This window comes from Hydrogenothermus marinus (genome assembly GCF_003688665.1).
In the GTDB taxonomy this organism is placed as follows: Bacteria; Aquificota; Aquificia; order Aquificales; family Hydrogenothermaceae; genus Hydrogenothermus; species Hydrogenothermus marinus.
In genome coordinates this window covers 380,256-404,224 of sequence record NZ_REFO01000010.1, presented here as the reverse complement: position 1 = coordinate 404,224, position 23,969 = coordinate 380,256, and the positions used below count along the sequence as shown (strand labels likewise).

Sequence of the window (23,969 nt, the reverse complement as noted above, 5' to 3'; positions counted from 1 at the left end):
GGGATGTCAATAATACAGCAAATAGTATCTGCAATAGGAATTCCTAATTTTTCAGTTTTATGGCCAGAAATTATAGTTTTAATAACTGCTTTTATTGTATTTTTTGAAGAATTACTTACAAAAAATAGAACATTAATTACTGCAACAACAGTTGTAGGATTATTAGTTGCTTTTGTTTCTATATTTTTTATAAAGCAAGGTGATATTACTTTATATGGCCTTTATATAGTAGATAGTTATGCTCTTTATTTTAAAGTTTTCCTTATTGCATCTACATTAATAATAATTGGTACTTATAGAACTTACTTTGAAAATAAAGAGATATACTTTGGTGAATTTTATTATCTTACTCTTTTTGCACTTCTTGGTATGATGATAATGGTTTCATCTATTAACTTATTTACTTTCTATGTAGGTCTTGAACTTACATCTATTACAACTTATATCCTTGTTGGAATGTTTATTACAAAAAGAAAAGAGCTTAAAGATTATGATTATAAATCTAAGGAAGCAGCATTTAAATATTTAATTATTGGTGGTGCAGGAACTGCAATTATAAGCTATGCAATAGCATTTTTATATGGGGCTTCAGGTACTTTTGATTTTATTGAGATTTCAAAAATGACTTTTTCTGAAGAGCCAAGCTTAGGTCTTATAATAGGGCTTGTTTTATTAATAATAGGTCTTGCATTAAAAGCAGCAGCTGTACCTTTCCATTTTTGGACTCCTGATGCTTATGAAGGTGCTCCAACACCTATTACTAACTTTATGGCAGTTGTTGTTAAGGTTGCAACTTTTGCTTTGATTTTAAGGGTATTAATACAAGCATTTCCTTATGTTTCAGAAGATTGGAGCTATTTATGGGCAATACTTGCTGCTTTATCTATGATAGTTGGAAACTTTATAGCTTTAAGACAAAAAAATGTTAAAAGAATGCTTGCATATTCTTCTATAGCTCATACTGGATATATCACTGCTGCTCTTGCAGCACCAACAGGTATGGGATTTGCAGCATTTTTATTTTATATTGTTATTTATATATTTATGGCTATAGGTGCTTTTGCAGCATTATCAGCATTAGAAAAAAGTGAAGGCTGGACTAATCATATAGATGATTTTAAAGGACTTGCTAAAAATAATCCATTTGTTGCATTAACTATTTTAGTTTTTATGTTCTCAATGCTTGGAATTCCGCCAACTGTTGGATTTATGGGTAAACTTGGAGTATTCTTTGCATTAATTGGCTCTGACATATGGTGGTTAGCTGTTGTATTAGTAATAATGAGTATTATTTCTGCAGGATATTATTTAAGGGTAGTATCTGTAATGTATATGTATGAGCCTTTAAAGAAGTTTGATTTTAATATAAACTTTACAGAAAAAACTATTCTTTTTGTAATGGCAATAATAGTGTTAATTCTTGGAATATATCCAACTCTATTTTGGTCATTCTCTACAAATCTAAGCACAATGTTAATAGCTCATGTAGGAATGTAATGAAAGGAGAAGTTTTTATAATATCTGCTCCAGCAGGTGGTGGAAAAACAACCATCACCTCTCTTCTATTAAAAGAAATACCAAATCTAACAAGGGTTATTACCTGTACAACTAGAAAGCCAAGAGAAGGCGAAAAAAATGGTGTAGATTATATCTTTTTATCAAAAGAAGAGTTTGAAAACTGGATAAAAGAAGGAAAACTCTTAGAATATGCAGTAGTTCATGGAAATTATTATGGAACTCCTAAGGAAGAAGTAGAAAAACTTTTAAAGGAAGGAAAAGATGTAATACTTGTTATAGATGTCCAAGGTATGAGACAAGTTAAAGGTAAAATAAAGCCTTTAACTACTATCTTTATAATTCCTCCATCTATAGATGAACTTATAAACAGAATGAAAAAAAGAGGAGATTCAGAGGAAGAGATAAATAAAAGGCTTAATACTGCTAAACAAGAGTTTAAACACTGGAAAGAGTATGATTATATAGTAATAAATGATATTTTAGAAGATGCAAAAGAAAAAATTAAAAACATTATACTAGCCCATAGAAACAAAACTTGTAGATTTGATTTAAATAAAGTCAAAGATGAAAAATTAAAAGATTTAATGGAAAATGGATAAATTATTAAAAATAATTTTCGTAGTTTATACATTAATAATATGTTTTTTATCTTTCTATCCAATAGAAGAAACACCTACTTCTGATAAACTAAATCATTTTATAGCATTTTTTGTATTTTCAGTTTTATTAAAAGTTTCTTTTAAAACAGGATATTTTGCTACTTTCTTTTATTCTTTAATATTTGGAACTTTTATAGAATTTGTTCAGTATTTTTTACCTTATAGAAGCTGTGAATTTGCTGATATAGTAGCAGATTCTTTTGGAGCTTTATCTGGACTTTTTTCTTACTTTTTTATTGTTTTTGGTAAAGAAAGTTTGGTAGAATTTGAAAAATAATAAATAGGGCAAAAGCAATGAAAATTTCAGAAAAATTAAAACAGGTAAATACAAGTATATCTTTTGAGTTTTTTCCTCCTAAAAATGAGGAAGGTGAAAAACAGCTATTTAATACAATTAAAGATTTAGAAAAGTTAAATCCAACTTTTGTATCTGTAACATATGGAGCAGGTGGTTCAACAAGAGATAGAACAAGAAATATAGTAAAAAAAATCCATGAAGAAACTTCTTTAACTGTTATGGCTCATCTTACTTGTATAGGTCATACTAAAAAAGAGTTAATAGAAATCCTTTCTGATTATAAAAATATTGGAATTCAAAATATTCTTGCTTTAAGAGGAGATATTCCTTTAGGACAAGAAGAGTCAGAAATTTATAAAAAAGATGGATGTAGATTTGCAAATGAACTTGTAAAGCTAATAAGAACTGAGTTTAAAGATTGGTTTAGTATAGGAGTTGCTGCTTATCCTGAAGGACATCCTGAAAGTCCAAATCTTGAAAGGGATATATTATATTTTAAGAAAAAGGTTGAAGCAGGTGCAGATTTTGCTATAACTCAGATGTTTTTTGATAATAGATATTTTTATGAATATCTAAATTTGTGTGAAAAAGAAGGAATAAATATTCCAATTATTCCTGGTATAATGCCTATTACTAATTTTAAGCAGATAAGAAAGTTTGCTTTAATGTGCGGTGCTACTATTCCTGAAGATTTAGTAAAAAAACTTGAAAAAGTTGAAGATAAACCTGAAGAGGTTGAAAAAATAGGAATAGAATTTGCTACAAAACAATGTGAAGATTTATTAAAACATGGAGTAAAAGGACTTCATTTTTATACCCTAAATAAATCAAAAGCTACAATAGAAATTTATAACAATATAAAACATTTAGTAAAATGAAAAAGGGCTAAAGCCCTTTTTAGCTTTTTAAAATCTGGAATGTTATTCCAGATTCAACATATCCAATAAGTCCACTTAATATTAAATATAAAATTATTAAAAGTATAATAAATTGGAAATTCTTAGAACCTTCTGAAGGTATTCCTAATATTTTTTCTGCTGCTATAAATATTAAATAAAAAGTATAAAAAGAAGCTAAAAATAAAACAAACATGGAGATTGGAGAGTTAACAGCATAAAATGCACCAGCTGCCCATGAAGGTATTAATGAAAATATAGCAACTGTAAAAGCTTTATTAGGATTTTTTATGCCACCAAAAGCACCAGATAAAAACATTATTAAAATAGCAACTACTACTGGCTTAAAAAGTTCAAAACCATAAGTTACAAGCATTACCATTATTTCTTTTGTTAAGTCATTATCTTGCAATGTATGTAAAAGAGCTTTCATATACTCTACTGTTTGAGGATTTTGTTGAGTATCTTTTTCTGCCATTTCAAGGAAATTTTTTATTCCTTGTATATAAACATTTTTAAAAACAGTAAAACCAATAAAATGACTTATTGCTGGTATAAAAGCAAATACTATGGCAAACCTTAGATAAAGTTCTTTAATTGTAAAATTTTCCTTAGCTAACTTTTCCCATCCTTGTTTTGGCTTAAAATAAAGTTCAAAAAAATAAGGTATCATCTCTTCCTCCATTTATAATGATTTAAAATTATTATATACTTAATTGACTAAAAATATTATTGGAGGTTAGATTTTGGAAGAGTTAAAAAGTTTAATAGTAGAAGTTTGGGAAAATAGAGAGCTTTTAAAAGAAAAAAAGTATCAAGATGCTGTAAGGGAAACTATAGATTTACTTGATAAAGGTAAAATTAGAGTTGCAGAAAAAAAAGATGGAGATTGGATAGTTAATGAATGGGTTAAACAAGCAATATTGCTTTATTTCCCTATCCAAGATATGCAAGTAATGGAAGTAGGTCCTTTTGAGTATTACGATAAAATTCCTTTAAAGAAAAATTGGCAAGATGCAGGTGTTAGAGTTGTACCTCCTGCAACAGCAAGATATGGCTCTTTTATTGAAAAAGGTGCAATTTTAATGCCTTCTTATGTAAATATTGGAGCTTATGTAGGTAGTGGTACTCTTGTTGATACTTGGGCAACTGTTGGTTCTTGTGCTCAGGTGGGAAAAAATGTACATCTTTCTGGTGGTGTTGGCCTTGGTGGTGTATTAGAGCCTCCTTCTGCTAGACCTGTAATTATAGAAGATAACTGTTTTATTGGCTCAAGATGTATTATTGTTGAAGGTGCAGTTATTGAAGAAGAAGCTGTTATTGGTGCAGGAGTTATTATTACAGGTTCAACAAGAATTATTGATGTATCTGGAGATGAGCCTATTGAATATAGAGGAAGAGTTCCTGCAAGAAGTGTTGTAATACCTGGTGTTATGAATAAAAAATTCCCTGCTGGTGAGTATGGAGTTCCGGTAGCTTTAATTATAGGAAAAAGAAAAGAAAGTACAGATAAAAAAGTTTCTTTAAATGAAGCTTTAAGAGAATTTGGTGTAGAGGGTTAATGTATTCCTCTTCTATAATAAATAATGTAATATTAGCTGGATTATTTATTTGGTTTACTACCAGCTTAGGTGCTATTGTTGCTGTAATTTTTAAAAGATTTCCATCTTCTTGGCTTTATATATCCTTAGCTTTTAGTGGAGGCATAATGCTTGTTGCCTCCTTTACATCTCTTATCTTGCCTGCCATAGATAAAGGTTCTATATACATTGTTTTATTGGGTATTATTTTAGGTTTTGTTATGATTTATATATTAGAAAAGTTTTTACCTCATGAAGAGCATTTTCTTAAATATAAAATTGCTACTGCTTATAAAGATAAAGTTAGAAGTATAGTACTTATAGTTTTAGCAATAATCATACATAACTTTCCTGAAGGAATGGCTGTAGGGGTTTCTATTGTTAATGATATACATAAAGGATGGGCTACAGCAATAGCTATTGGTATTCAAGATATTCCTGAAGGTCTTGCTGTATCTTTACCTTTAATTTTCTTAACAAACAGAGTATTTATTCCTATTTTTATAGGAATTTTAAGTGGTTTTTCTGAATTTGTTTTTGCTTTAGCAGGAGGATTAATATTTAGTTATTTAGATTTTTTCTTACCTTTAGGTATGTCCATTGCTGGTGGAGCAATGATATATGTAACAGTAAAAGAAGTATTTCCTCAGGTTTATTCAGAAAATAAAGAAGGGCTTGTTACTATAGGATTTTTAATTGGGTTTTTAACAATGCTTTATTTAGATACAGTTTTAGGTTAATCTAAATCCCTTCTAAATATGATAAAATAATACTCTTAAACAAGTTTAACGAGGTTATCCTAAATGTCTGAAATTTTTCAAAAACCTATAGAAGAAGAAGCAAAATCAGCATATCTAGATTATGCAATGTCTGTTATTGTCGGAAGGGCAATACCAGATGTTAGAGATGGTTTAAAACCTGTTCAAAGAAGAATTTTACACTCAATGAATGAACTTGGTCTTTATCCAAATAAACCATATAAAAAATCTGCAAGAATTGTTGGTGAATGTCTTGGTAAATATCACCCTCATGGAGATACATCTGTTTATGATGCTTTAGTTAGAATGGCTCAAGACTTTACATTAAGATATCCATTAATACAAGGACAAGGTAATTTTGGTTCAATAGATGGCGATCCTCCTGCAGCAATGAGATATACAGAAGCTCGTTTAACAAAACTTGCTATGGAAATGCTTGCAGATATAGATAAAAACACTGTAGATATGAAAGAAAACTTTGATGCATCTTTACTGGAGCCAGAAGTTTTACCTGCAAAATTTCCAAACCTTATATGTAATGGAGCATCAGGTATAGCAGTTGGTCTTTCTACAAATATTCCACCACATAATTTTACTGAGGTTGCAGAAGCTTTAAAATATCTTGCACAATTTCCAAATGCAACAGTAGAAGAGTTATGTCAGTTTATAAAAGGTCCAGATTTTCCAACAGGTGGAATTTTAACAACTTCTCATAAAGATATTATAAAAATTTATGAAGATGGTAGAGGCTCTGTAAAACTTAAAGGAAAAGCAAGAATAGAAAGACTTGCAGGAAATAGACATAGAATTGTTATTTATGAAATACCATATCAAGTAAACAAAGTAGAACTTATTAAAAGAATTGCAGAACTTGTAAGGACAGGAAAAGAAAAAGGAATCTCTGATCTTAGAGATGAATCTGATAGAGATGGAATAAGAATTATAGTAGAGTTAAAAAGAGAAGCAAATCCAGAAAAAGTATTAAAGAAACTTTATAAAAGAACACCATTAGAAAAATCAATTCCTATAAACTTAACTGTTTTAGTAGGTAAACAGCCTAAAACATTAGACTTAAAAGGTGTTTTATGGGAATTTATAAAACATAGAATTGAAGTAATTACAAGAAGAACATTATTTGAACTTGAAAAAGCAGAAAAAAGACTTCATATAATAGAAGGTCTTTTAAAAGCATTAGAAAATGCAGATAGAGTAATAGAGATAGTTAGAGGTTCTAAAGATACAAAAGAAGCAAAAGAAAAATTAACTGCAGAATTTGAGCTTTCAGAGGAGCAGGCACAAGCTATTTTAGATATGAGACTTGCAAGATTTACATCTTTAGAAAGTGAAAAACTTTATGAAGAGGCAAATGAGTTAAAAGTTCAAATAGAAAGATATAATCAAATATTATCTTCAGAAGAAGAAAAAATAAATGTTTTCATTGAAGAAATAGATGAACTTTTAGAAAAATATGGAGATGAAAGAAAAACAGTAGTAGCTACATATACAGGATTAACTTTTGAAGAAAATCATATATTAGCAGTATTAAGTAGTGGAAAAATCTTTAATTATAGAGTTGATAATATAGAAGATAAAGAAGAAGTCGATAAAATTTACAATAAAATAATAAATCAGATTTCATCTTCTTTAAATTATGGAGAAAAATTAATATCTATCCAAGAATTAACAAGTTCAACACCAATAGCATTTATTACAAATGATGGTAGAAGTATATGGTCTTTAGTATCAGATCTTCCAAAAGGTGAAGGAAAAATAAAATATATAGATGAAAATTATATTGTAGGAACTGCTTTTAAAGGTGAAGGTGATGAAGATAGATTATTTATTCTTACAAAAAATGGAATAATTAAAAGAATGACTTTTGAAGATATATTTTATAAATCTGTAAATCAAGAGATAATTCCTTTACAAGAGGATGATGAAGTTGTAATAGCTTTTGCAGACGATCATCCTTCACATATAGCTATATATACAGAAAAAGCAGACTTATTAATTTTTGAAAGAAATCAAGTAAGAATTACAGGGCCTAAAGCAAAAGGAGTAGAAGCTATAGATTTAGATGAAGGCGATAAAGTAAAAGGTGGATTTTTATTAAATAGTGAAGATTATATCCTTACAATTACAGAAAATGGGTATATTAAGCTAACTTCAAAAAAAGAGTTTCCAATTAAGAAAAGAGCCCAAAAAGGATTAATGGCAGTAAAACTTCAAAAAGGTGATAAATTATCAGTAGCTACATCTGTAAATATTGGAGACAATGTAATTTTAACAACTGATACTGGAAAAATTATGAAGCTTGAAATAGATGATAAAAGAATTCCTATATCAAAAAGAACTGCTATGGGAGAAAAACTTATAAATGAAAAAGTAATAGGAATTGTAAAGCCAAAAATAAATATAACTAAAGAAGGTCAAACAGAAGATAATGGATAATGAAAAATTTGTAATATGGGGTAGAAACCCGGTAATTGAAGCAATAAAATCAGGGAGAAATTTAGAAAAGATACTTATAGCCCATGATAGTAAATTCCCAAAATCTTTATTTAAACTTGCAGAAGAAAATAATATAAAAATACAAAAAGTACCAAGAAAAAAAGTAGAAGAGCTTGCAGGTACAAAAAAAACACAAGGAATAGTAGCATTAGTTTCACCTATTACATACTGGGAAATTAATAAACTTTTACAAAAAACAATTGATGAAAAAGGATTTTTAGTGTTTTTGGATCATATCACAGATCCTCAAAATGTAGGAAATATAATAAGAACATCAGAAGTTTTAGGAGCATCAGGAGTAGTCATTCCAAAAGAAAGATCAGCACCTATAAATGAAGTAGTTGTAAAAGGTTCTGCAGGAGCAGTTTTCCATATACCTATTTCTAAAGTTGGAAGTTTAAGAGATACATTAGAAAAATTTCAGAAACTTGGCGGATGGGTTGTAGCAATAGAAAAAGGTGGAAAACCTATACATAAATTAAAATTTCCTTTTCCAGTTGCTATTGTTCTTGGTTCAGAAGGAAAAGGGACATCAAAATCAATAATAAAGATGGCCGATATCATAGCAACAATACCAATGAAAGGTAAAATAACATCTTTAAATGTAGCTTCAGCAGGAGCTATAGGAATTTGGGAAATAGCAAAACAAAACTGGATAGAGGTAGAAAAATGAGCCGATTTGATGAACTTGCAAAACAATGGGATGAAAAACCTTTAAGAGTAGAAAATGCTAAAAAAATAGGACAAGCTATACTTGATAATATACCTGTTTCTACAGATTGGAATGTTATGGATTTTGGAGCAGGAACTGGTCTTTTAACATTTTACATTCAACCATTTGTAAAAAATATAGATGCCATAGATAACTCTACAGGAATGCTTGAAGTATTAAAAGAAAAAGCAGAAAAAGCTAATGTAAAAAATATAAATCCAGTTTTAAAAGATTTGGAAAAAGATGATTTAGGAGAAAATAAATATGAACTTATAATAAGCAGTATGACACTTCATCATATAAAAGATATAGAAAGTTTTTTAAAAAAACTTTATAAAGCATTAAAAAAAGATGGATATATTGCAATAGCAGACCTTGAAGAAGAAGATGGAACTTTCCATTCTGATAATGAAGGAGTTCATCATTTTGGATTTAATAAAGAAAATCTTAAAAAGATTTTAGAAAAAGTAGGCTTTAAAGATATAAATATATTAACTGTAAATTTTATAAATAAAAATGGAAAAGATTATCCAGTATTTTTAGCAATAGCAAGAAAATGAAAATTTCCCAAATTGCAGAAATAACAGAAGCAAAAGTAATAAATTTAAAAGATAAAGATATAAATCGTTTTATTATTAATTCAAAAGAAACTCAAGAAGGAGATTTTTTTGTACCACTAAAAGGAACAAAAACTGATGGACATAACTTTATAGAAGATGCATTAAAAAAAGGAGCTTATGGTAGTTTTTCAATAAAAGATTTAAATCTTGATAATATCCTACTTGTGGATAATCCATTAAAAGCACTTACAAAAATAGCAAAATATAATAAACAAAAAATAAAAACTAAAATAGCAATTACAGGAACGGCAGGAAAAACAACAACAAAAGAGATTTTATCTTTCTTACTTTCCCAATTTGAAGATATTTATTACACTAAAGGAAATTATAATAATCATATAGGTCTTCCTTTAACCTTAGCAAACATAGATAAAAATTATAATTATGGTATTTTTGAACTTGGAGCAAGCCAAAAAGGAGATATTGAATATCTTTCTGATATTCTAAATCAAGATATTGCAGTTATTACAAATGTTGGATATGGTCATACAGAAGGATTTGGAGGATATGAAGGAGTTTTAGAAGAAAAAACAAAAATATTAAATAATGCAAAGTTTAAGATTATTCCAGAGTATATAAATATAAATGATAAAAATACTAAAAGTTTTGGCTATAAAAATGCAGATATTTTAATAAAAGACATCAATCTAACTATGGAAGGTACTGAAGGTATCTTAAGTTATAAAGGAGAAAATATTAAAGTATTTGTTCCTGTATTTAATAAAAAGATTTTAGAAAATGTAGCTATTTCAGTGCTTATACTTGATTATTTAGGATTTGATTATAAAAATGCTTTAAAAAGATTAAATGAGTTTACAGTCTTAAAAGGAAGAGGAAATATTATAAAACATAAAAATCTTACAATAATTGATGATACATACAATGCAAATCCTATTTCTACAAAAAATGCTATTGAAACTTTATCTAATTTAAAAGGAAGAAAAATTCTTGTTTTAGCAGATATGAAAGAACTTGGAAAGTTTTCAAAAGAAAAGCATGAAGAAATTGGAAGATATATTTTAAACTCAGATATAGATAAAATATTCCTTTTTGGAGAAGAAGTTAAATATATTTATGATATTTTAAAAGAAAAAAAAGATGTTTTTATCTTACCAAAAGAAAAAATAGCAGAAAAAATAAAGGAAGAAAAACAACCAGCTTTTGTATGGATAAAAGGTTCAAGAAGCACAAAAATGGAAGAAGTTATTGATTTAATTACTGAGTAAAAATTTATAAATTGCCATTCTTGTAAATAATCCATTTTCAACCTGTTCAAGAATTAAACTTCTATTTCCATAAACAAGTTCACTTTCTATTTCAACACCTCTATTTACAGGTCCCGGATGCATAATTACTGCATCTTCTTTCAGCATATTTATTCTATTTTGATTTAATCCATACTTTATAGAATACTCATTTAATGTAGAAAAAAATGGTTTTGATTGTCTTTCAAGTTGAATTCTTAAGAAGATTACAACATCTTTATCTTTAATAGCAGAATCTAAATCGGTATATATATCTTCCAGTTCAAAAACATCTATATGCCTTGGCAACATTGTTTGAGGTCCACAGATTGAAATCTTCGCACCAAGTTTTTTAAATAATTTAATATCAGACCTAGCAACTCTACTATGAAGAATATCCCCAACTAATAATATATTTAATCCTTCTATTTTCCCTTTTTCTTCTAAAATAGTAAAAGCGTCAAGTAAAGCTTGAGATGGATGCTCATTTGCACCATCACCAGCATTTATTACATGTGATTTAACTTGTTTAGCAATTAAGGCAGCAGCACCTGACATATAATGTCTTATTACAATAAAATCAGACTGCATAGCTTCAAGGGTTTTTATAGTATCGTATAAAGTTTCCCCTTTTTTTACAGAAGAAGATGAGGAAGAAATATTAATAGTATCAGCTCCTAAAATCTTACCTGCAAGTTCAAAAGACGTTCTTGTTCTAGTTGAGTTTTCAAAGAATGGAAGAAGAACTGAATATCCTCTTAAATCTGAAAACTTTGTTTCACCATTTTTATATTTATTTTTATAATCTTTAAAAATTTCATAAATCTCATAAAAAGATTTTTCATTTATCTGATTTACAGATATTAAATCTTTCAATCTTTACTCCATAAATCTTTGATTTATTTTTAATTTTAAAATATTAAAATAAAAATCGTTGCTTTTTAGGATAAATAATCATATCATACTTCATATATCTGATACAAAATTAAAGGTTCTATGAAATGAAAATTACTAAGGTTTTCTGGATTGTTTTTATAGTATTTATAGTTGTTAGTATCATATTAATTATCAAGTATTATACGAATAATTATAGTGGCAAACCTCAATATTATAAAGGTAATATAAAAAATACTCCTAATTATTATCAAGGAGATATAAAAAACACACCGAGCTATTATAAACCGAATCCAAATAAAATTCCAAATTATTATAAGCCTCCTGAAAGTAAAACTACAACTAGTCCAAAAGGTAAATCAAAAGATGTCATGAAAGCTCTTGAAAAAGGATTTAAATGATAGTTTTGCTTTAACTAAGACTAGTTAAGATGTTTTCCAATACTATTTATGATGTGAAAAAACTTATAATTCAAAATAAAACTGAATATTTAGAAAAAATTTAAATTAACATATTTAGCTTAATCTGAAAGATGATAGTATATAAATAACTTAAAAAATTTTTTATAAACTTGATATTTAAAATTTTTCTGTTATATTAAAATTGAATAAATATTCATTGGAGGATAATAATAATGTGCAAAGATTGTGGTTGTTCTATAACCGATCATCACCATGAACATAATTATCAGAGTTATAATGAAAATCACATACATAATAATCCTACTCTTGAAGATAAAAAAACTGTAGAAGTTTTAACAAAAATTTTAGATGCAAATGATAAGCAAGCTGAAAGCAATAGAAAACATTTTGATGAAAATAAAATTCTTGCTATAAATCTTATGAGTTCTCCAGGTGCAGGAAAAACAACATTACTTGAAAAAACTATAGAGACTTTAAAAGATGAAATTAAAATTGGAGTTATAGAAGGTGATCTTGAAACAAACAAAGATGCTGAAAGAATTAAAGCAAAAGGGGTACCTGCTTATCAAATAACAACAGGCCAAGCTTGCCATTTAGATGCTTTTATGGTTCACGATGGTTTACATCATTTGCCATTAGAAAAACTTGATTTAGTTTTTGTTGAAAATGTTGGGAATCTAGTTTGTCCTGCTTCATATGATATAGGTACACATTTCAATGTTGTTTTACTTTCTGTACCAGAAGGAGATGATAAACCTGCTAAATATCCAGTAATGTTTAGAAGTGCTGATTTAGTTATTATTACTAAAATAGATTTAATTGAACATTTTGATTTTGATATAAACAAAGCAGTAGAAGAGTCAAGAAAATTAAATCCAAAGGTAGATATAATTTTATTGTCAACAAAAACTGGAGAAGGCTTTGAAAATTGGATTAATTTTATTAAAATGAAATTAAATCTTAGAAATTTTAAAAATATACAAAGAGGTAAGCAATTAAGTGAAAGTCTCTAAAATATCAAAGGAGCAAAAAAAAGAGGAGATAGTAAAAACTGCATGTAAATTATTTGCTAAAAATGGATATTACAATACAACTATTCCAGATATAGCTGAAGCATTAGGAATGAGTGTAGGAAATTTATATAACTATTTTAAAAGTAAAGAAGAACTTGCAAAATATATAATGCAATATTCTTCTAAATTATTAGGAGAAGAAATAAGAAATATTAATGAAATGGATTTACCAACTAAAGAGAAAATTTTTCTTTTAGTCAAAAGATTTATAGAAATTGCTGAAGAAAACCCAGAATTAATAGATTACTTTTTGAGAGTTTTCTTGTCTAATAGAGAAGTTTTTTCAAAAGGCTGTGAAGGATTTTTATGTGTCCAAGAAGTAGTAACAGAAATAATGTTATTTTTAGAAGAAGGAGTTAAAAAAGGAGATTTAAGGAATCAAGATTTATTTACTGCATTTGTAACAATAATGGGACCTCTTGGTGGGTTGGTTTTCTTAAAAGGTGAAAATATCTTAATGGATAATCCATTAAAATATTCAGAAGAACTTGCTGAAAATATATGGAGAGCGTTAAAAGCTTAATAAAAAATCATGAAAACTTTACTCTGGATTCAAGGATTAACATGTAATGGAAATACACATTCTTTATTAAATGCAGAAAATCCTTCTTTTTATGATATTTTTTCAAAAATAAAACTTTTATTTCATCCAGCAATCTCTTCTGATGAAGATTTAATTAAGATAATAAAAGATATAACTCAAAATAAAATTTCATTAACCTTTTTAGTTGTTGAAGGTTCTATTACAAAAAATAAAAGTTTCTGTAGAGTAGGAGATTTTTCTATAGCAGAAATAATAGATCAACTAAAAGATAAAGCTGAATTTATAATTGCAGTAGGGAATTGCGCCAGTTTTGGAAATATTCCAGCTTTATATAAAGAAAATACTAATGTAGTTGGTCTTCAATATATATTCACAGAAAAAAAGGGTCTTTTACCTCCAAATTTTAAAACAAAATCAGGATACCCAGTAATTAATATTAGCGGTTGCCCTATCCATCCTGCATGGTTTATGCAAACAATTTTAGCTTTATACTATGAAAAACCTCTTATTTTAGATGCTTTTAATAGACCAAAAGAGATATATATGTATTTACCCCATGATGGTTGTATAAGAAATGAATATTTCGAATGGAAGGAAGAATCAGAAGAATTTGGACATAAAGAAGGATGTTTATTTTATAACTTAGGCTGTAAAGGACCTTTAACACATGCACCTTGCAATAAAATACTATGGAATAGAACTTCTTCTAAAACACGAGCAGGTATGCCTTGTTTAGGATGTACAGAGTTTAACTTCCCTTTAAGGGAAAATTATTTTGAAACAAAAAAGAATATAGGTATCCCAGAAGAAGTTCCCTTAGGTGTAAGTAAAAGGGCTTACATAACAATTTCAGGGGTTGCAAAAAGTTTGAGAAACGAAAGAGTAAAAAAGAAATTAGAAGAAACTGATTAAAATGGTAAAAATTCAAAAGACAATATTAAGCAGAGTAGAAGGCGAAATAGAATTAAAATTAATATGGGAAAAAGGAATCATAAAAGATGCTTTTATCATAGCTCCTAATTTTAGAGGATTTGAATTTATACTTGAAGGAAAACCGATTTTAGATTCTCTTATAATAACTCCAAGAGTATGTGGTATTTGTGGACATGCTCATTTGATGGCTACAGTTAACGCTTTAGAAAATTTATATAAAAATGCAGGATATAATATTGAAATTTCTAAAAAAGCTAATTTAATTAGATTAATTACTCTTTCAGCAGAAATAGTACAAAATCATTTAAGGTGGTTTTATTTATTTGTTTTTCCTGATCTTTTAAAGTTAGAAACTTATACAGAAGATTTATCTGAATACATACCCATTAAAGGAAAACAATGGCAAAAGGCAATAGATTTTAGTTCTAAAATAGTCAAAGTTATAGCAATATTTGGAGGGCAATGGCCTCATACTTCATATTCTATTCCTGGAGGTGTAGTTTGTGATCCAACAACTTTTGATATAACAGAATCTATTTCAATAGTAGATAGTATGATTAAATATTATGAAGAAAATATTATCGGAATGAAATATGAAAATTATTTATCAATAGAAGATTATAAAGAATTCATTGAAAAATCAGATAAAGATTTAAGTAAATTTCTAAAGTTATGCTTTAAACATAATCTTCATAAAATAGGAAAAGCTTATAATAGATTTTTAACAGTATCTAATATATATCCTATTTTTTCTCAAGGAGCAACAAAAAGAAAAAAATACAACTTTAATATAAAAAAACTAGAAGAAATAGATACATATTCCTTTTTAACAAAAAAAGGGATAGATTTTAATGGAAAAAAATATTCGTGGGCTAAAGCAGTTAGATATGAAGGGTTTCCCTATGAAACAGGTCCTCTTGCAAGGAGAATAAACAATAAAGATAAATTATTTCTAAATTTATTAGCAGATTTAAAAGATACATATATACCAAGAATATGGGCAAGAATTGATGAAATAATTAAGCTTTTACTTGCTATGAAAAAATGGCTTCAAGAAATAGATATAAAAGAACCTTCTTATATAAAACCTAAAAAAAATATAAAAGAATTGGAAGGAATAGCTTATGGTTTATGTGAAGCTGCTAGAGGTTCCTTAATCCATAAATTAGAAGTAAAAGAAGGCAAAATAAAAAAATATGACATAATAACACCTTCAACTTGGAATTTAGGACCTCGTTGTGAGAAGTATTTATCTCCTGCAGAAAAAGCAATTATAGGATTAGATAATTCTTTAATTGCAGAAATGGTTTTAAGAAGCTTTGATGTTTGTTCTGTTTGCACTACTCATTAAATAATGATATTCAAATATTCTATTTTTTTTATAATCTTGACAATGAAAAATTATTCATTCAATATTATATTTACGAATGAATATTCATTAGGAGGAGTGTCATGCAGTTCTTTAGTAGAGAACATATGAAAAACATCTTCACCAAGCCTACCAATTATGTTGATACAAACAAAGGAGAAAAATACTATAAGTCCCTTTATGAAAAAATGAGAAAAAGGCTTGATGAACTTAAAGCTATGAAACCTGTAAGGGAACATGATATCAAATTTGAAAAAGCTCTTGATATGTGGGAATTATCAAGAAGAGATTTTTTAAAATGGGTGTCAGCAACTACTGCTCTTTTAATGTTACCTCCTACTTTTGAACCTCTTGTTGCAGAAGCAGCAGAAGTTATGAATAGAATACCTATTATATGGATTAATATTCAAGATTGTGATGGTAACTCTGAAGCTTTATTAAGATCATCTGCACCTACAGTAGATGAGCTTATTCTTGATTATTTATCTGTTGAATATCATGAAACATTAATGGCTGCAGCAGGAGATCAAGCTGAAAAATGCTTAGAAGATGCAGTTAGGGATTTTAAAGGTAAATATTTATTGTTTGTTGAAGGTTCTATACCTGTTGGTATGCCAGAAGCATTTACTATAGGAAGGCATCCTGAAACAGGGGTTGAAAGAGTCCAAAGACTTGCAAAAGATGCAGCTGCAGTTATAGCAGTCGGTTCCTGTGCTACTTTTGGAGGTATTCCTGCTGCATATCCAAATCCAACTGGTGCAGTTGGAGTTATGGATGTTGTAAAAGGAAAACCAATTGTTAACATTCCTGCATGTCCTCATAATCCTGCAAACTCAGTAGGCGTGATAATGCACTATATTTTAACAGGAGAATTACCTGAACTTGATTCACTTTTAAGGCCAAAATTTGCTTTTGGTTATAGAATTCATGATAACTGTGAGAGAAGAGCCCACTTTGATGCTGGAGAATATGTTGAAGAATGGGGAGATGAAGGTGCTAAAAATAATTTCTGTTTATATAAAATGGGATGTAAAGGTCCATTTACATTCAATAACTGTTCAATAATTAGATATAACGATGGTACAAATTGGCCTATTGGTGTAGGAAGAGGATGTATTGGTTGTGCGGAACCGGATTTTTGGGATAAATATGCAACAGAAAGACCTCTTGCAAATAGTGATATACATCCTCCTGGACTTTGGGGTGTAGAAGCTACTGTTGATAAAGTTGGTCTTGGAATTTTAACTGCTACTGCTATAGGTATAGGTATACATGCAGTTGCTAGTGCAGTAGCAGGTAAAAAAGAAGAAACAAAATAAGGAGGTAAATAAATCATGTCAAAAACTAAAGAAAGAATAGTTATAGACCCTATTACAAGAATTGAAGGACATTTGAGAATTGAGGTAATAATAGATGAAAATAATAGAATTGTAGATGCATATAGCTCAGCTACAATGTGGAGAGGTATAGAAATTATTTTAAAAGGAAGAGATGCAAGAGATTGTGGTCTTATGGCAATGAGAATATGTGGAGTTTGTACAGGAACACATTACCAAAGAAGTATTGAAGCAGTAGAACATGCCCTAGGAATTACAATACCTAAAAACGCAAGACTTGTTAGAAATTTAATTCAAGGATCCCTTTATGTACATGATCATTTAGTTCATTTTTATCATCTTCACGCATTAGATTGGGTAGATGTAATATCAGCATTAAAAGCTGATCCTTATAAAGCTGCTAAAGTTGCAGAGAGATATTCAGAAAATCCTTGGGAAAATTCTCCAAATAAATATAAAGCTGTTCAAGAAAGATTAAAAAGATTTGCTAAAGGTGGAAGACTTGGACCTTTTGCTAATGCTTATTGGGGAAATAAATCTTATAAATTTACTCCTGAGCAAAATCTTGTTGCATTAACTCATTATCTTGATGCATTAGAAGTTCAAAGATGGATGGCACAAATGATGGCTGTTTGGGGAGGTAAAAATCCTCATCCTCAATCATTAGTTGTTGGTGGGGTAACTTGTGTTAAAGATTTAAAAGATCCTTCAAGACATGCTCTATTCAAAGAACTTCTTGAAAAATCAAGAGATTTTGTTAATAGAGCATATCTTCCTGATATTTTAATGGCTGCCGATGCATATAAAGATGATGCATTAAACGGTGTTGGTAGTGGTCTTGGAAATTATCTTGCTTATGGTGGTTTCAGACTTGATGATAATCCTATGTATAAAGGAAAAACTTTATTCCCATCAGGAGTCGTATTAAATAAAGATTTATCAAGAGTAATACCTTTTGATCAAGAGAAAGTAGCTGAAGATGTTACTCATTCTTGGTATAAATATGAAGGAACAGACAAACCTTTACATCCATTTGAAGGTCAAACAAATCCAGATTATACAGGATTTGATAAAGATGGTTTATTAAAAGTTGAAGAAAAATATTCTTGGATAAAAGCTCCTATATACGATGATACAAGAGTAGAAGTAGGACCTCTTGCAAGAATGATTGTTGGATATGCTTCAGGAGATGAAAGAATTAAAAGTTATGTAAATAAAGCATTAAAAGCTGCAGGACTACCTGCAAAAGCATTATTCTCAACTGTTGGAAGGACTGCTGCAAGAGCTATAGAAACTCAACTTATGGCAGATATGATGATGGAATGGTCTGATGAGCTGGCTTCAAACTGTGCACAGGGAGATTTATCAACATGGACAGAATTTGATTATGAAGAACTTACAAAAGGAAAAGAGTTAAAAGGTTATGGATTAGAAGAAGCGCCAAGAGGAGCCTTAGGACATTGGGTAAGAATTGTTGATGGAAAAGTAGCTAACTATCAAGCGGTTGTTCCTTCAACATGGAATGCAGGTCCCAGAGATTATAAAGGAAGAATGGGTGCATATGAATCTGCAATAGTTAGTAATACAGTTGTTGCAGATAAAAATCAACCTGTTGAAATACTTAGAACCGTTCACTCTTTTGACCCATGTATAGCATGTGCAGTTCATATAATTGATACAAAAGGAAAAGAGCTTGGGGTTTATAAAGTAGACCCTGTAGGAGGTTTTTGCAATGTATGAAAAGCTAGAAAGAGTTAAAAGAATGACAGCAACTATGAGAATCATACATTGGACAAATGTATTTTGTATAATAGCAGCTGTAATTACTGGACTTTATATAGCACATCCTTATTATCAAACTCTCATATCTACACCAGCTGCTCTTAAGTATGTAATGGCTTATAATAGGTTGATACATTTTTTTGCTGCTTTACTTCTTGATGTTGTTTCTATTGTTATCTTTTATCTTTATTTTAGAAGCAGATTTGAAAAAGTTTATAAAAAAGTAATTCCTACTAAACAAAATTTAAAAGAATTTTGGGAAGTTTTTCTTAATCTTATAACATTAAATAGAAGAAAAAATTTTGATAGTTCTCATTTAGACAGCTTTAATGCTGTATATTTTACTATTCTACATCTTTTACTTTTATGGATGTTATTTACAGGATTTTATTTATATGTTCAAGGACTTGAAAGCGGACTTTCTGCAATTGGTAGTTGGTGGCCTGCATTACTACATTTAGCTACAGATTGGGTAGGTTGGCTACTTGGAGGGCAAGGTGGAGTAAGATGGTGGCATCACTTTACTATGTGGATAATTCTTTCTTGGGTAGCTTTTCACATATACTATCAAGTCTGGAGAACTATTTTCTGGAAAGAAGGAGATATAGCAATAGTATTTGGTGGATATAAATTTAGAAAACTTAAAAAGGAAGAGGTTTAAATTAGTATAAAAGATAGGAGGCCACCTCCTATCTTTTTTGAGGATTAAAATGAAGAAAATAGGAATAGTTGGTATTGGGAATATACTTTTCAAAGATGAAGGTATAGGTGTATTTGTTGTTAAGTACTTAGAAGAAAATTATCAGTTTAACCCTAATATAGACCTTATAGATGCAGGTACTCTTGGTTTTAGATTAATGGAATATTTAGAAGATTATGAACATCTTATTCTTATTGATACTATATCAATAAAGGATAAACCAGGAAGTGTATTTAGACTTACAGATGAAGAGCTTGTAGGTATTGGTTCTTATCATCAAACGGCCCACGAAGTAGAAGTTGTTCAAATGCTTGAACTTACTGCTTTAAAAGGTAATAGAGCAGAGGTTATTATTATTGGAATAATTCCTGAAAATATATGTTCTTCTGAAATAGGTCTTACAGAAACACTTGAAGATATTCCTTTTAAAACAGCTGTTGCTCAAGTACTAAAGGAATTAGAAAAATTAGGAATTACTTATAAAAAAGTAAACAATAAAACTTTAAAAGAGGTAGTCATAAAGAACTTTGGTTCTTATAATGGAGAACTAATAAATAAGAGGATAACAAATGAAGACTATAGACACAGTTAAAATAAAAATAGAATTTGAGTATTATAAAGGAAATGAGAACCTTTTTTATTTAATTAAATATATAGCTGATAAAAATAAAATTACTGGATATCTAAAAAGAGAAAATGATAAAGTAAAAATTTACATAAAAGATAGTTTCGAAAAAGTAGAAAAATTTGTAAAAGAACTTGGGGAAAAACTTCCATATTCAATATTTATGGGAACTGCAAATACAGTTTCTATTGAGAAGTTAGATATAGAAATAAAGGAAGGATTTAAATTATTAAAAGAGCCAAATCTTATACCTCAAAATTTATCAACATGTCCATCTTGTTTAGAAGAACTTTTTAATCCTGAGAATAGAAGATTTTATTATCCATTTATATCCTGCAATTATTGCGGAAATCATTATTCATATCTTTATGAGTATCCATTTAAAAGAGAAAAAACCGTATTCAAATTTTTTGTTCCGTGTGAAGATTGTAAAAGAGAATTAGAAAATAAAGAAAGTTTAAGATTCAATTACGAACTTATTTCTTGTCATAAATGTTTAACACCTATTTATCTAAAAAAAGGAGAACATGAAAGATATGGATTTGATAATGAAAAGACTGTAGGAGCTATAAATACAGCTACTGGAATAATAGAAAAAGGAAATTTAATTAAAGTCTATACAGGACAAGGATTAAAAATAATAGGATTAATAAACAAAAAGAATATATCAAAAGTAAGAACTTTTTTAAACATTGGTAGAAAACCAATTACTATTTTAATTACGAATCCTTCAATACTAAATGAAATTGCTTTTATATCTGATACAGAAATCAAAGCTTTAGCTTCCCAAGAAAAACCCATTGTTTACTTAACAGCAAAAGAATTTAAAGAAAAAGAACTTGTTTCTAATAATCTTGATTTTATAAAAGTTAAACTTCCTGATGAACCTCTCTTAATTCTTTTAGCACAACATTTAAAAGAAAGAGGTATAAATTACGTATTTATAGAAGAATTAAAAAATGAATTAGAAGAAGAAATTACAGAATTTGAACTAAATGCTGATTTACCAATTATAAACAAACAAAAAGATACAGAAGTTTTTGTTGCTCAAGGAAAGATAATAATTAAAGAAGGAGAAAAGGGTATATTACCTAATATAATAAAGTCAAAACAAACAGGAAATCTTGCTATAGCAAATGATTATGCAGTATTAGATTTAGGAAATGGAGAATATTTCATAGATAAAAAAGAAAAAATACTTTTCCAGCTTCCAAGTTTTGTAGATAAATTAAATAGTGTAAATATACTAAATGGAGAATATGAAGATATTAAAGTTCCATATAAAGAAAAAAAAGATTATAAAGCTTATGAAGGAGCTATTTTATCTATTCTTGGAGAATATAATAAAACTGAAGAAGGAGTAATCGGCTTTTACTTTTCTTCAAAGGTAAATCAAGATTTAGTTGCCGTAAAAACAAAAATAAAATCTATTAAACCTGCTATTTGGATTAAACCAATCAAAATTTTTAAAGATTTTAGAAAAACTGTAAAATGGGCTTTAGAAGAAATTAAAAGTTCTTCAGAAGAAGGAAGAAGATTAATTTCTAATTTTGAGAAAAAGTATCCAGACATATACAACAAATTTGCAAATATAAATTTAGATGAAAATGGAAAAACTGCTTATAGTATTACAGCAGTATTAAATATAGCTTCAATTCTTTTAGATATACATCCTTATGATGATATTTCATACTTTGAAGAACCATATATATATTTACAAAATGAAGCTTTAGATTTTAAAGATAATAGAGGATTAATGATAGATTACTTCTTATATGAAGAAAATAATGTATTTTATTTAAACTGGATTAAAACATTGCAAAGTATTCTTTCATACAAAATTGCAGATGTTGATAATAAAATGCTTGCTTTTTCAATATTTGAGGGTTTAGCTGATTGGATGATAGAACAGATAAATACAATTTCAAAGAAATTAAAAATTAATAATGTAGCTTTAGCAGGAGATTTCTTTAGTAATCCGATTTTAACAGGTAGAATCATAAAACATGCTAAAGGTAAATATCCAATATTAATAAATAGGAAACTTCCTATAGATAACCAGAATATAGCTTTTGGTGGAATTTTTATTTAAGGAGGTAAAAATGTGTCTTTCAATACCATCTAAAATTATTGAAATATTACCAGATAATTATGCAATTGTTGATACAATGGGAGTAAAAAGAAAAGTATCTTTAGATTTAATGCCAGAACCTGTTAATATTGGTGATTATGTTCTTATTCATGTTGGGTATGCTATGACAAAATTAAGTGAAGAAGATGCCATTGAAAGTATAAAAGTATATGAAGAAATATTAGAAAAATTGGATGAAGAGGAAGGTAAGTTGCATAAGGAGGTAGATTAAAAAAATGAGTCCTATTGATTATATAAAAGATTTTAGAGATTCAAAAAGGATAAAAGCTTTAGCTAAACTTATACAAAATGAAGTAGATAGACCTATAAATATAATGGAAGTTTGTGGCGGACATACCCACACTATTATGAAATATGGTTTAAAACAGCTGCTTCCAGATGAAATAGATTTTATTCATGGTCCTGGCTGTCCTGTTTGTATTATGCCTAAGGAAAGAATAGATCATGCTATAACTTTAGCTCAAGATGAAAATAATATATTAGCTACCCTTGGAGATATGATTAGGGTTCCTGGTTCTAAAAGTTCTCTTCAAAAAGAAAGAGCAAAAGGAAAAAATATAAAAGTTGTATACGCTCCTTTTGATGCATTGAAATTAGCAAAAGATAATCCTACTAAAAATATAATTTACTTTGCAATAGGTTTTGAAACAACTACACCGATGACAGCTGCTTTAATAGATAAAGTATTAAAAGAAAATATAAAGAATATATATTTTCATATAAATCATGTCTTAGTACCACCTCCAATAAAAGCAATAATGGATAGTAAAGAAGCAATAATAGATGCATTTATAGGGCCATCTCATGTTTCTGTTATAGCTGGAGCTAAAATATACCAAGAAATTGTAGATTTATATAAGACTCCTGTTGTTGTAGCAGGTTTTGAACCTCTAGATATTTTAGAAAGTATTTTATGGATAATTAGACAGTTTAAAGAGAATAGAAGGGAAGTTGAAATCCAATATTCAAGAGCAGTAACATGGGAAGGAAATATAAAAGCACAACAACTAATAAATAAATATATGCAACCTCGTGAGAACTTTAGATGGAGAGGAATAGGAGATATTCCTTATTCTGCTTTAAAACTAAAAGATGATTATGCTGAAATAGATGCAGAAAAAGTATTTTTAGATATATTACCAAATGAAGCTATAGATGATCATAAATTATGTATATGTGGTGATATTTTAAAAGGTACTGCTAAACCTTATGATTGTAAAGTTTTTGGAACAGCTTGCACACCTCAAAATCCTCTTGGATCCTGTATGGTATCATCAGAAGGAGCTTGTGCTGCCTATTATAAATATGGAAAAGTTAAGTTGGTAAAGGAGGTATAAAAAAC

At 28.5% G+C, this 23,969-nt stretch carries 24 protein-coding genes; 22 read left to right on the top strand and 2 right to left on the bottom strand.

Going from position 1 to position 23,969, the window contains the following annotated elements:
• Nucleotides 1-3: 3 nt before the first annotated feature.
• The 4 genes from CLV39_RS02460 to metF are packed head-to-tail and all read left to right on the top strand — an operon-like array spanning nt 4 to nt 3,353.
• The gene (locus CLV39_RS02460) at nt 4-1,497 is read left to right on the top strand and encodes an NADH-quinone oxidoreductase subunit N (protein WP_121922636.1); all 1,494 of its coding nucleotides are present in this window, start codon (nt 4-6) and stop codon (nt 1,495-1,497) included.
• Nucleotides 1,497-2,117 (top strand): guanylate kinase, encoded by a 621-nt coding sequence (gene gmk / locus CLV39_RS02455; protein WP_121922635.1) that lies wholly within the window; start codon nt 1,497-1,499, stop codon nt 2,115-2,117. The genes CLV39_RS02460 and gmk overlap by 1 nt, the downstream gene beginning before the upstream one ends.
• Nucleotides 2,110-2,454, top strand: coding sequence for a VanZ family protein (locus CLV39_RS02450; RefSeq protein ID WP_121922634.1), 345 nt, complete (start codon nt 2,110-2,112; stop codon nt 2,452-2,454). Before gmk ends, CLV39_RS02450 begins: the two co-directional genes overlap by 8 nt.
• Before the next feature lie 17 nt (nt 2,455-2,471).
• The gene (gene metF, locus CLV39_RS02445) at nt 2,472-3,353 is read left to right on the top strand and encodes a methylenetetrahydrofolate reductase [NAD(P)H] (protein WP_121922633.1); all 882 of its coding nucleotides are present in this window, start codon (nt 2,472-2,474) and stop codon (nt 3,351-3,353) included.
• Between the two features lie 19 nt (nt 3,354-3,372).
• Here metF and CLV39_RS02440 read toward each other — a convergent pair whose 3' ends face one another.
• Nucleotides 3,373-4,044: a YIP1 family protein gene (locus tag CLV39_RS02440; RefSeq protein ID WP_170145585.1), complete on the bottom strand. Its 672-nt coding sequence runs from the start codon at nt 4,042-4,044 to the stop codon at nt 3,373-3,375.
• A 73-nt stretch (nt 4,045-4,117) separates the two neighbouring features.
• Here CLV39_RS02440 and CLV39_RS02435 point away from each other — a divergent pair, with 73 nt between their 5' ends.
• From CLV39_RS02435 to CLV39_RS02410, 6 genes are all read left to right on the top strand, one after another.
• On the top strand, nt 4,118-4,933 hold the full coding sequence (locus tag CLV39_RS02435) for a 2,3,4,5-tetrahydropyridine-2,6-dicarboxylate N-succinyltransferase (RefSeq protein WP_121922631.1): 816 nt from the start codon (nt 4,118-4,120) through the stop codon (nt 4,931-4,933).
• Nucleotides 4,933-5,691 (top strand): ZIP family metal transporter, encoded by a 759-nt coding sequence (locus tag CLV39_RS02430; RefSeq protein ID WP_121922630.1) that lies wholly within the window; start codon nt 4,933-4,935, stop codon nt 5,689-5,691. Before CLV39_RS02435 ends, CLV39_RS02430 begins: the two co-directional genes overlap by 1 nt.
• A 63-nt stretch (nt 5,692-5,754) precedes the next feature.
• A complete protein-coding gene (locus CLV39_RS02425) occupies nt 5,755-8,160 on the top strand; it encodes a DNA gyrase/topoisomerase IV subunit A (protein ID WP_121922629.1) in 2,406 nt (801 codons plus the stop codon).
• Nucleotides 8,153-8,893, top strand: coding sequence for a 23S rRNA (guanosine(2251)-2'-O)-methyltransferase RlmB (rlmB, locus tag CLV39_RS02420; protein ID WP_121922628.1), 741 nt, complete (start codon nt 8,153-8,155; stop codon nt 8,891-8,893). The genes CLV39_RS02425 and rlmB overlap by 8 nt, the downstream gene beginning before the upstream one ends.
• Nucleotides 8,890-9,492: a class I SAM-dependent DNA methyltransferase gene (locus tag CLV39_RS02415; protein WP_121922627.1), complete on the top strand. Its 603-nt coding sequence runs from the start codon at nt 8,890-8,892 to the stop codon at nt 9,490-9,492. Before rlmB ends, CLV39_RS02415 begins: the two co-directional genes overlap by 4 nt.
• The gene (locus tag CLV39_RS02410; RefSeq protein ID WP_121922626.1) at nt 9,489-10,778 is read left to right on the top strand and encodes a UDP-N-acetylmuramoyl-tripeptide--D-alanyl-D-alanine ligase; all 1,290 of its coding nucleotides are present in this window, start codon (nt 9,489-9,491) and stop codon (nt 10,776-10,778) included. Before CLV39_RS02415 ends, CLV39_RS02410 begins: the two co-directional genes overlap by 4 nt.
• Here the strand turns inward: CLV39_RS02410 and CLV39_RS02405 are convergent.
• On the bottom strand, nt 10,764-11,672 hold the full coding sequence (locus CLV39_RS02405) for an aspartate carbamoyltransferase catalytic subunit (RefSeq protein WP_121922625.1): 909 nt from the start codon (nt 11,670-11,672) through the stop codon (nt 10,764-10,766). The genes CLV39_RS02410 and CLV39_RS02405 overlap by 15 nt on opposite strands.
• A 125-nt stretch (nt 11,673-11,797) precedes the next feature.
• Here CLV39_RS02405 and CLV39_RS02400 point away from each other — a divergent pair, with 125 nt between their 5' ends.
• From CLV39_RS02400 to hypD, 12 genes are all read left to right on the top strand, one after another.
• Nucleotides 11,798-12,091 (top strand): hypothetical protein, encoded by a 294-nt coding sequence (locus CLV39_RS02400; protein ID WP_121922624.1) that lies wholly within the window; start codon nt 11,798-11,800, stop codon nt 12,089-12,091.
• Between the two features lie 233 nt (nt 12,092-12,324).
• Complete coding sequence (gene hypB, locus CLV39_RS02395; protein WP_121922623.1) at nt 12,325-13,125, top strand: hydrogenase nickel incorporation protein HypB; 801 nt, start codon at nt 12,325-12,327, stop codon at nt 13,123-13,125.
• Nucleotides 13,112-13,708 (top strand): TetR/AcrR family transcriptional regulator, encoded by a 597-nt coding sequence (locus CLV39_RS02390; RefSeq protein WP_121922622.1) that lies wholly within the window; start codon nt 13,112-13,114, stop codon nt 13,706-13,708. Before hypB ends, CLV39_RS02390 begins: the two co-directional genes overlap by 14 nt.
• A 9-nt stretch (nt 13,709-13,717) precedes the next feature.
• Nucleotides 13,718-14,641 (top strand): NADH-quinone oxidoreductase subunit B family protein, encoded by a 924-nt coding sequence (locus CLV39_RS02385; protein WP_121922621.1) that lies wholly within the window; start codon nt 13,718-13,720, stop codon nt 14,639-14,641.
• Nucleotide 14,642: 1 nt separating this feature from the next.
• Complete coding sequence (locus CLV39_RS02380) at nt 14,643-16,013, top strand: nickel-dependent hydrogenase large subunit (protein WP_121922620.1); 1,371 nt, start codon at nt 14,643-14,645, stop codon at nt 16,011-16,013.
• 101 nt (nt 16,014-16,114) lie between these two features.
• The gene (locus CLV39_RS02375) at nt 16,115-17,350 is read left to right on the top strand and encodes a hydrogenase small subunit (RefSeq protein WP_121922619.1); all 1,236 of its coding nucleotides are present in this window, start codon (nt 16,115-16,117) and stop codon (nt 17,348-17,350) included.
• Between the two features lie 15 nt (nt 17,351-17,365).
• Complete coding sequence (locus CLV39_RS02370) at nt 17,366-19,108, top strand: nickel-dependent hydrogenase large subunit (RefSeq protein ID WP_121922618.1); 1,743 nt, start codon at nt 17,366-17,368, stop codon at nt 19,106-19,108.
• Nucleotides 19,101-19,811, top strand: a complete 711-nt coding sequence (locus tag CLV39_RS02365) for a cytochrome b/b6 domain-containing protein (protein WP_121922617.1) — start codon at nt 19,101-19,103, stop codon at nt 19,809-19,811. Before CLV39_RS02370 ends, CLV39_RS02365 begins: the two co-directional genes overlap by 8 nt.
• A 49-nt stretch (nt 19,812-19,860) precedes the next feature.
• Nucleotides 19,861-20,442: a HyaD/HybD family hydrogenase maturation endopeptidase gene (locus CLV39_RS02360; RefSeq protein ID WP_121922616.1), complete on the top strand. Its 582-nt coding sequence runs from the start codon at nt 19,861-19,863 to the stop codon at nt 20,440-20,442.
• The gene (locus CLV39_RS02355) at nt 20,420-22,567 is read left to right on the top strand and encodes a Kae1-like domain-containing protein (RefSeq protein WP_121922615.1); all 2,148 of its coding nucleotides are present in this window, start codon (nt 20,420-20,422) and stop codon (nt 22,565-22,567) included. Before CLV39_RS02360 ends, CLV39_RS02355 begins: the two co-directional genes overlap by 23 nt.
• A gap of 10 nt (nt 22,568-22,577) precedes the next feature.
• Nucleotides 22,578-22,838, top strand: a complete 261-nt coding sequence (locus CLV39_RS02350) for a HypC/HybG/HupF family hydrogenase formation chaperone (RefSeq protein ID WP_121922614.1) — start codon at nt 22,578-22,580, stop codon at nt 22,836-22,838.
• Nucleotides 22,839-22,842: 4 nt separating this feature from the next.
• Complete coding sequence (gene hypD, locus CLV39_RS02345; protein ID WP_121922613.1) at nt 22,843-23,964, top strand: hydrogenase formation protein HypD; 1,122 nt, start codon at nt 22,843-22,845, stop codon at nt 23,962-23,964.
• The last annotated feature ends 5 nt before the right edge of the window (nt 23,965-23,969 follow it).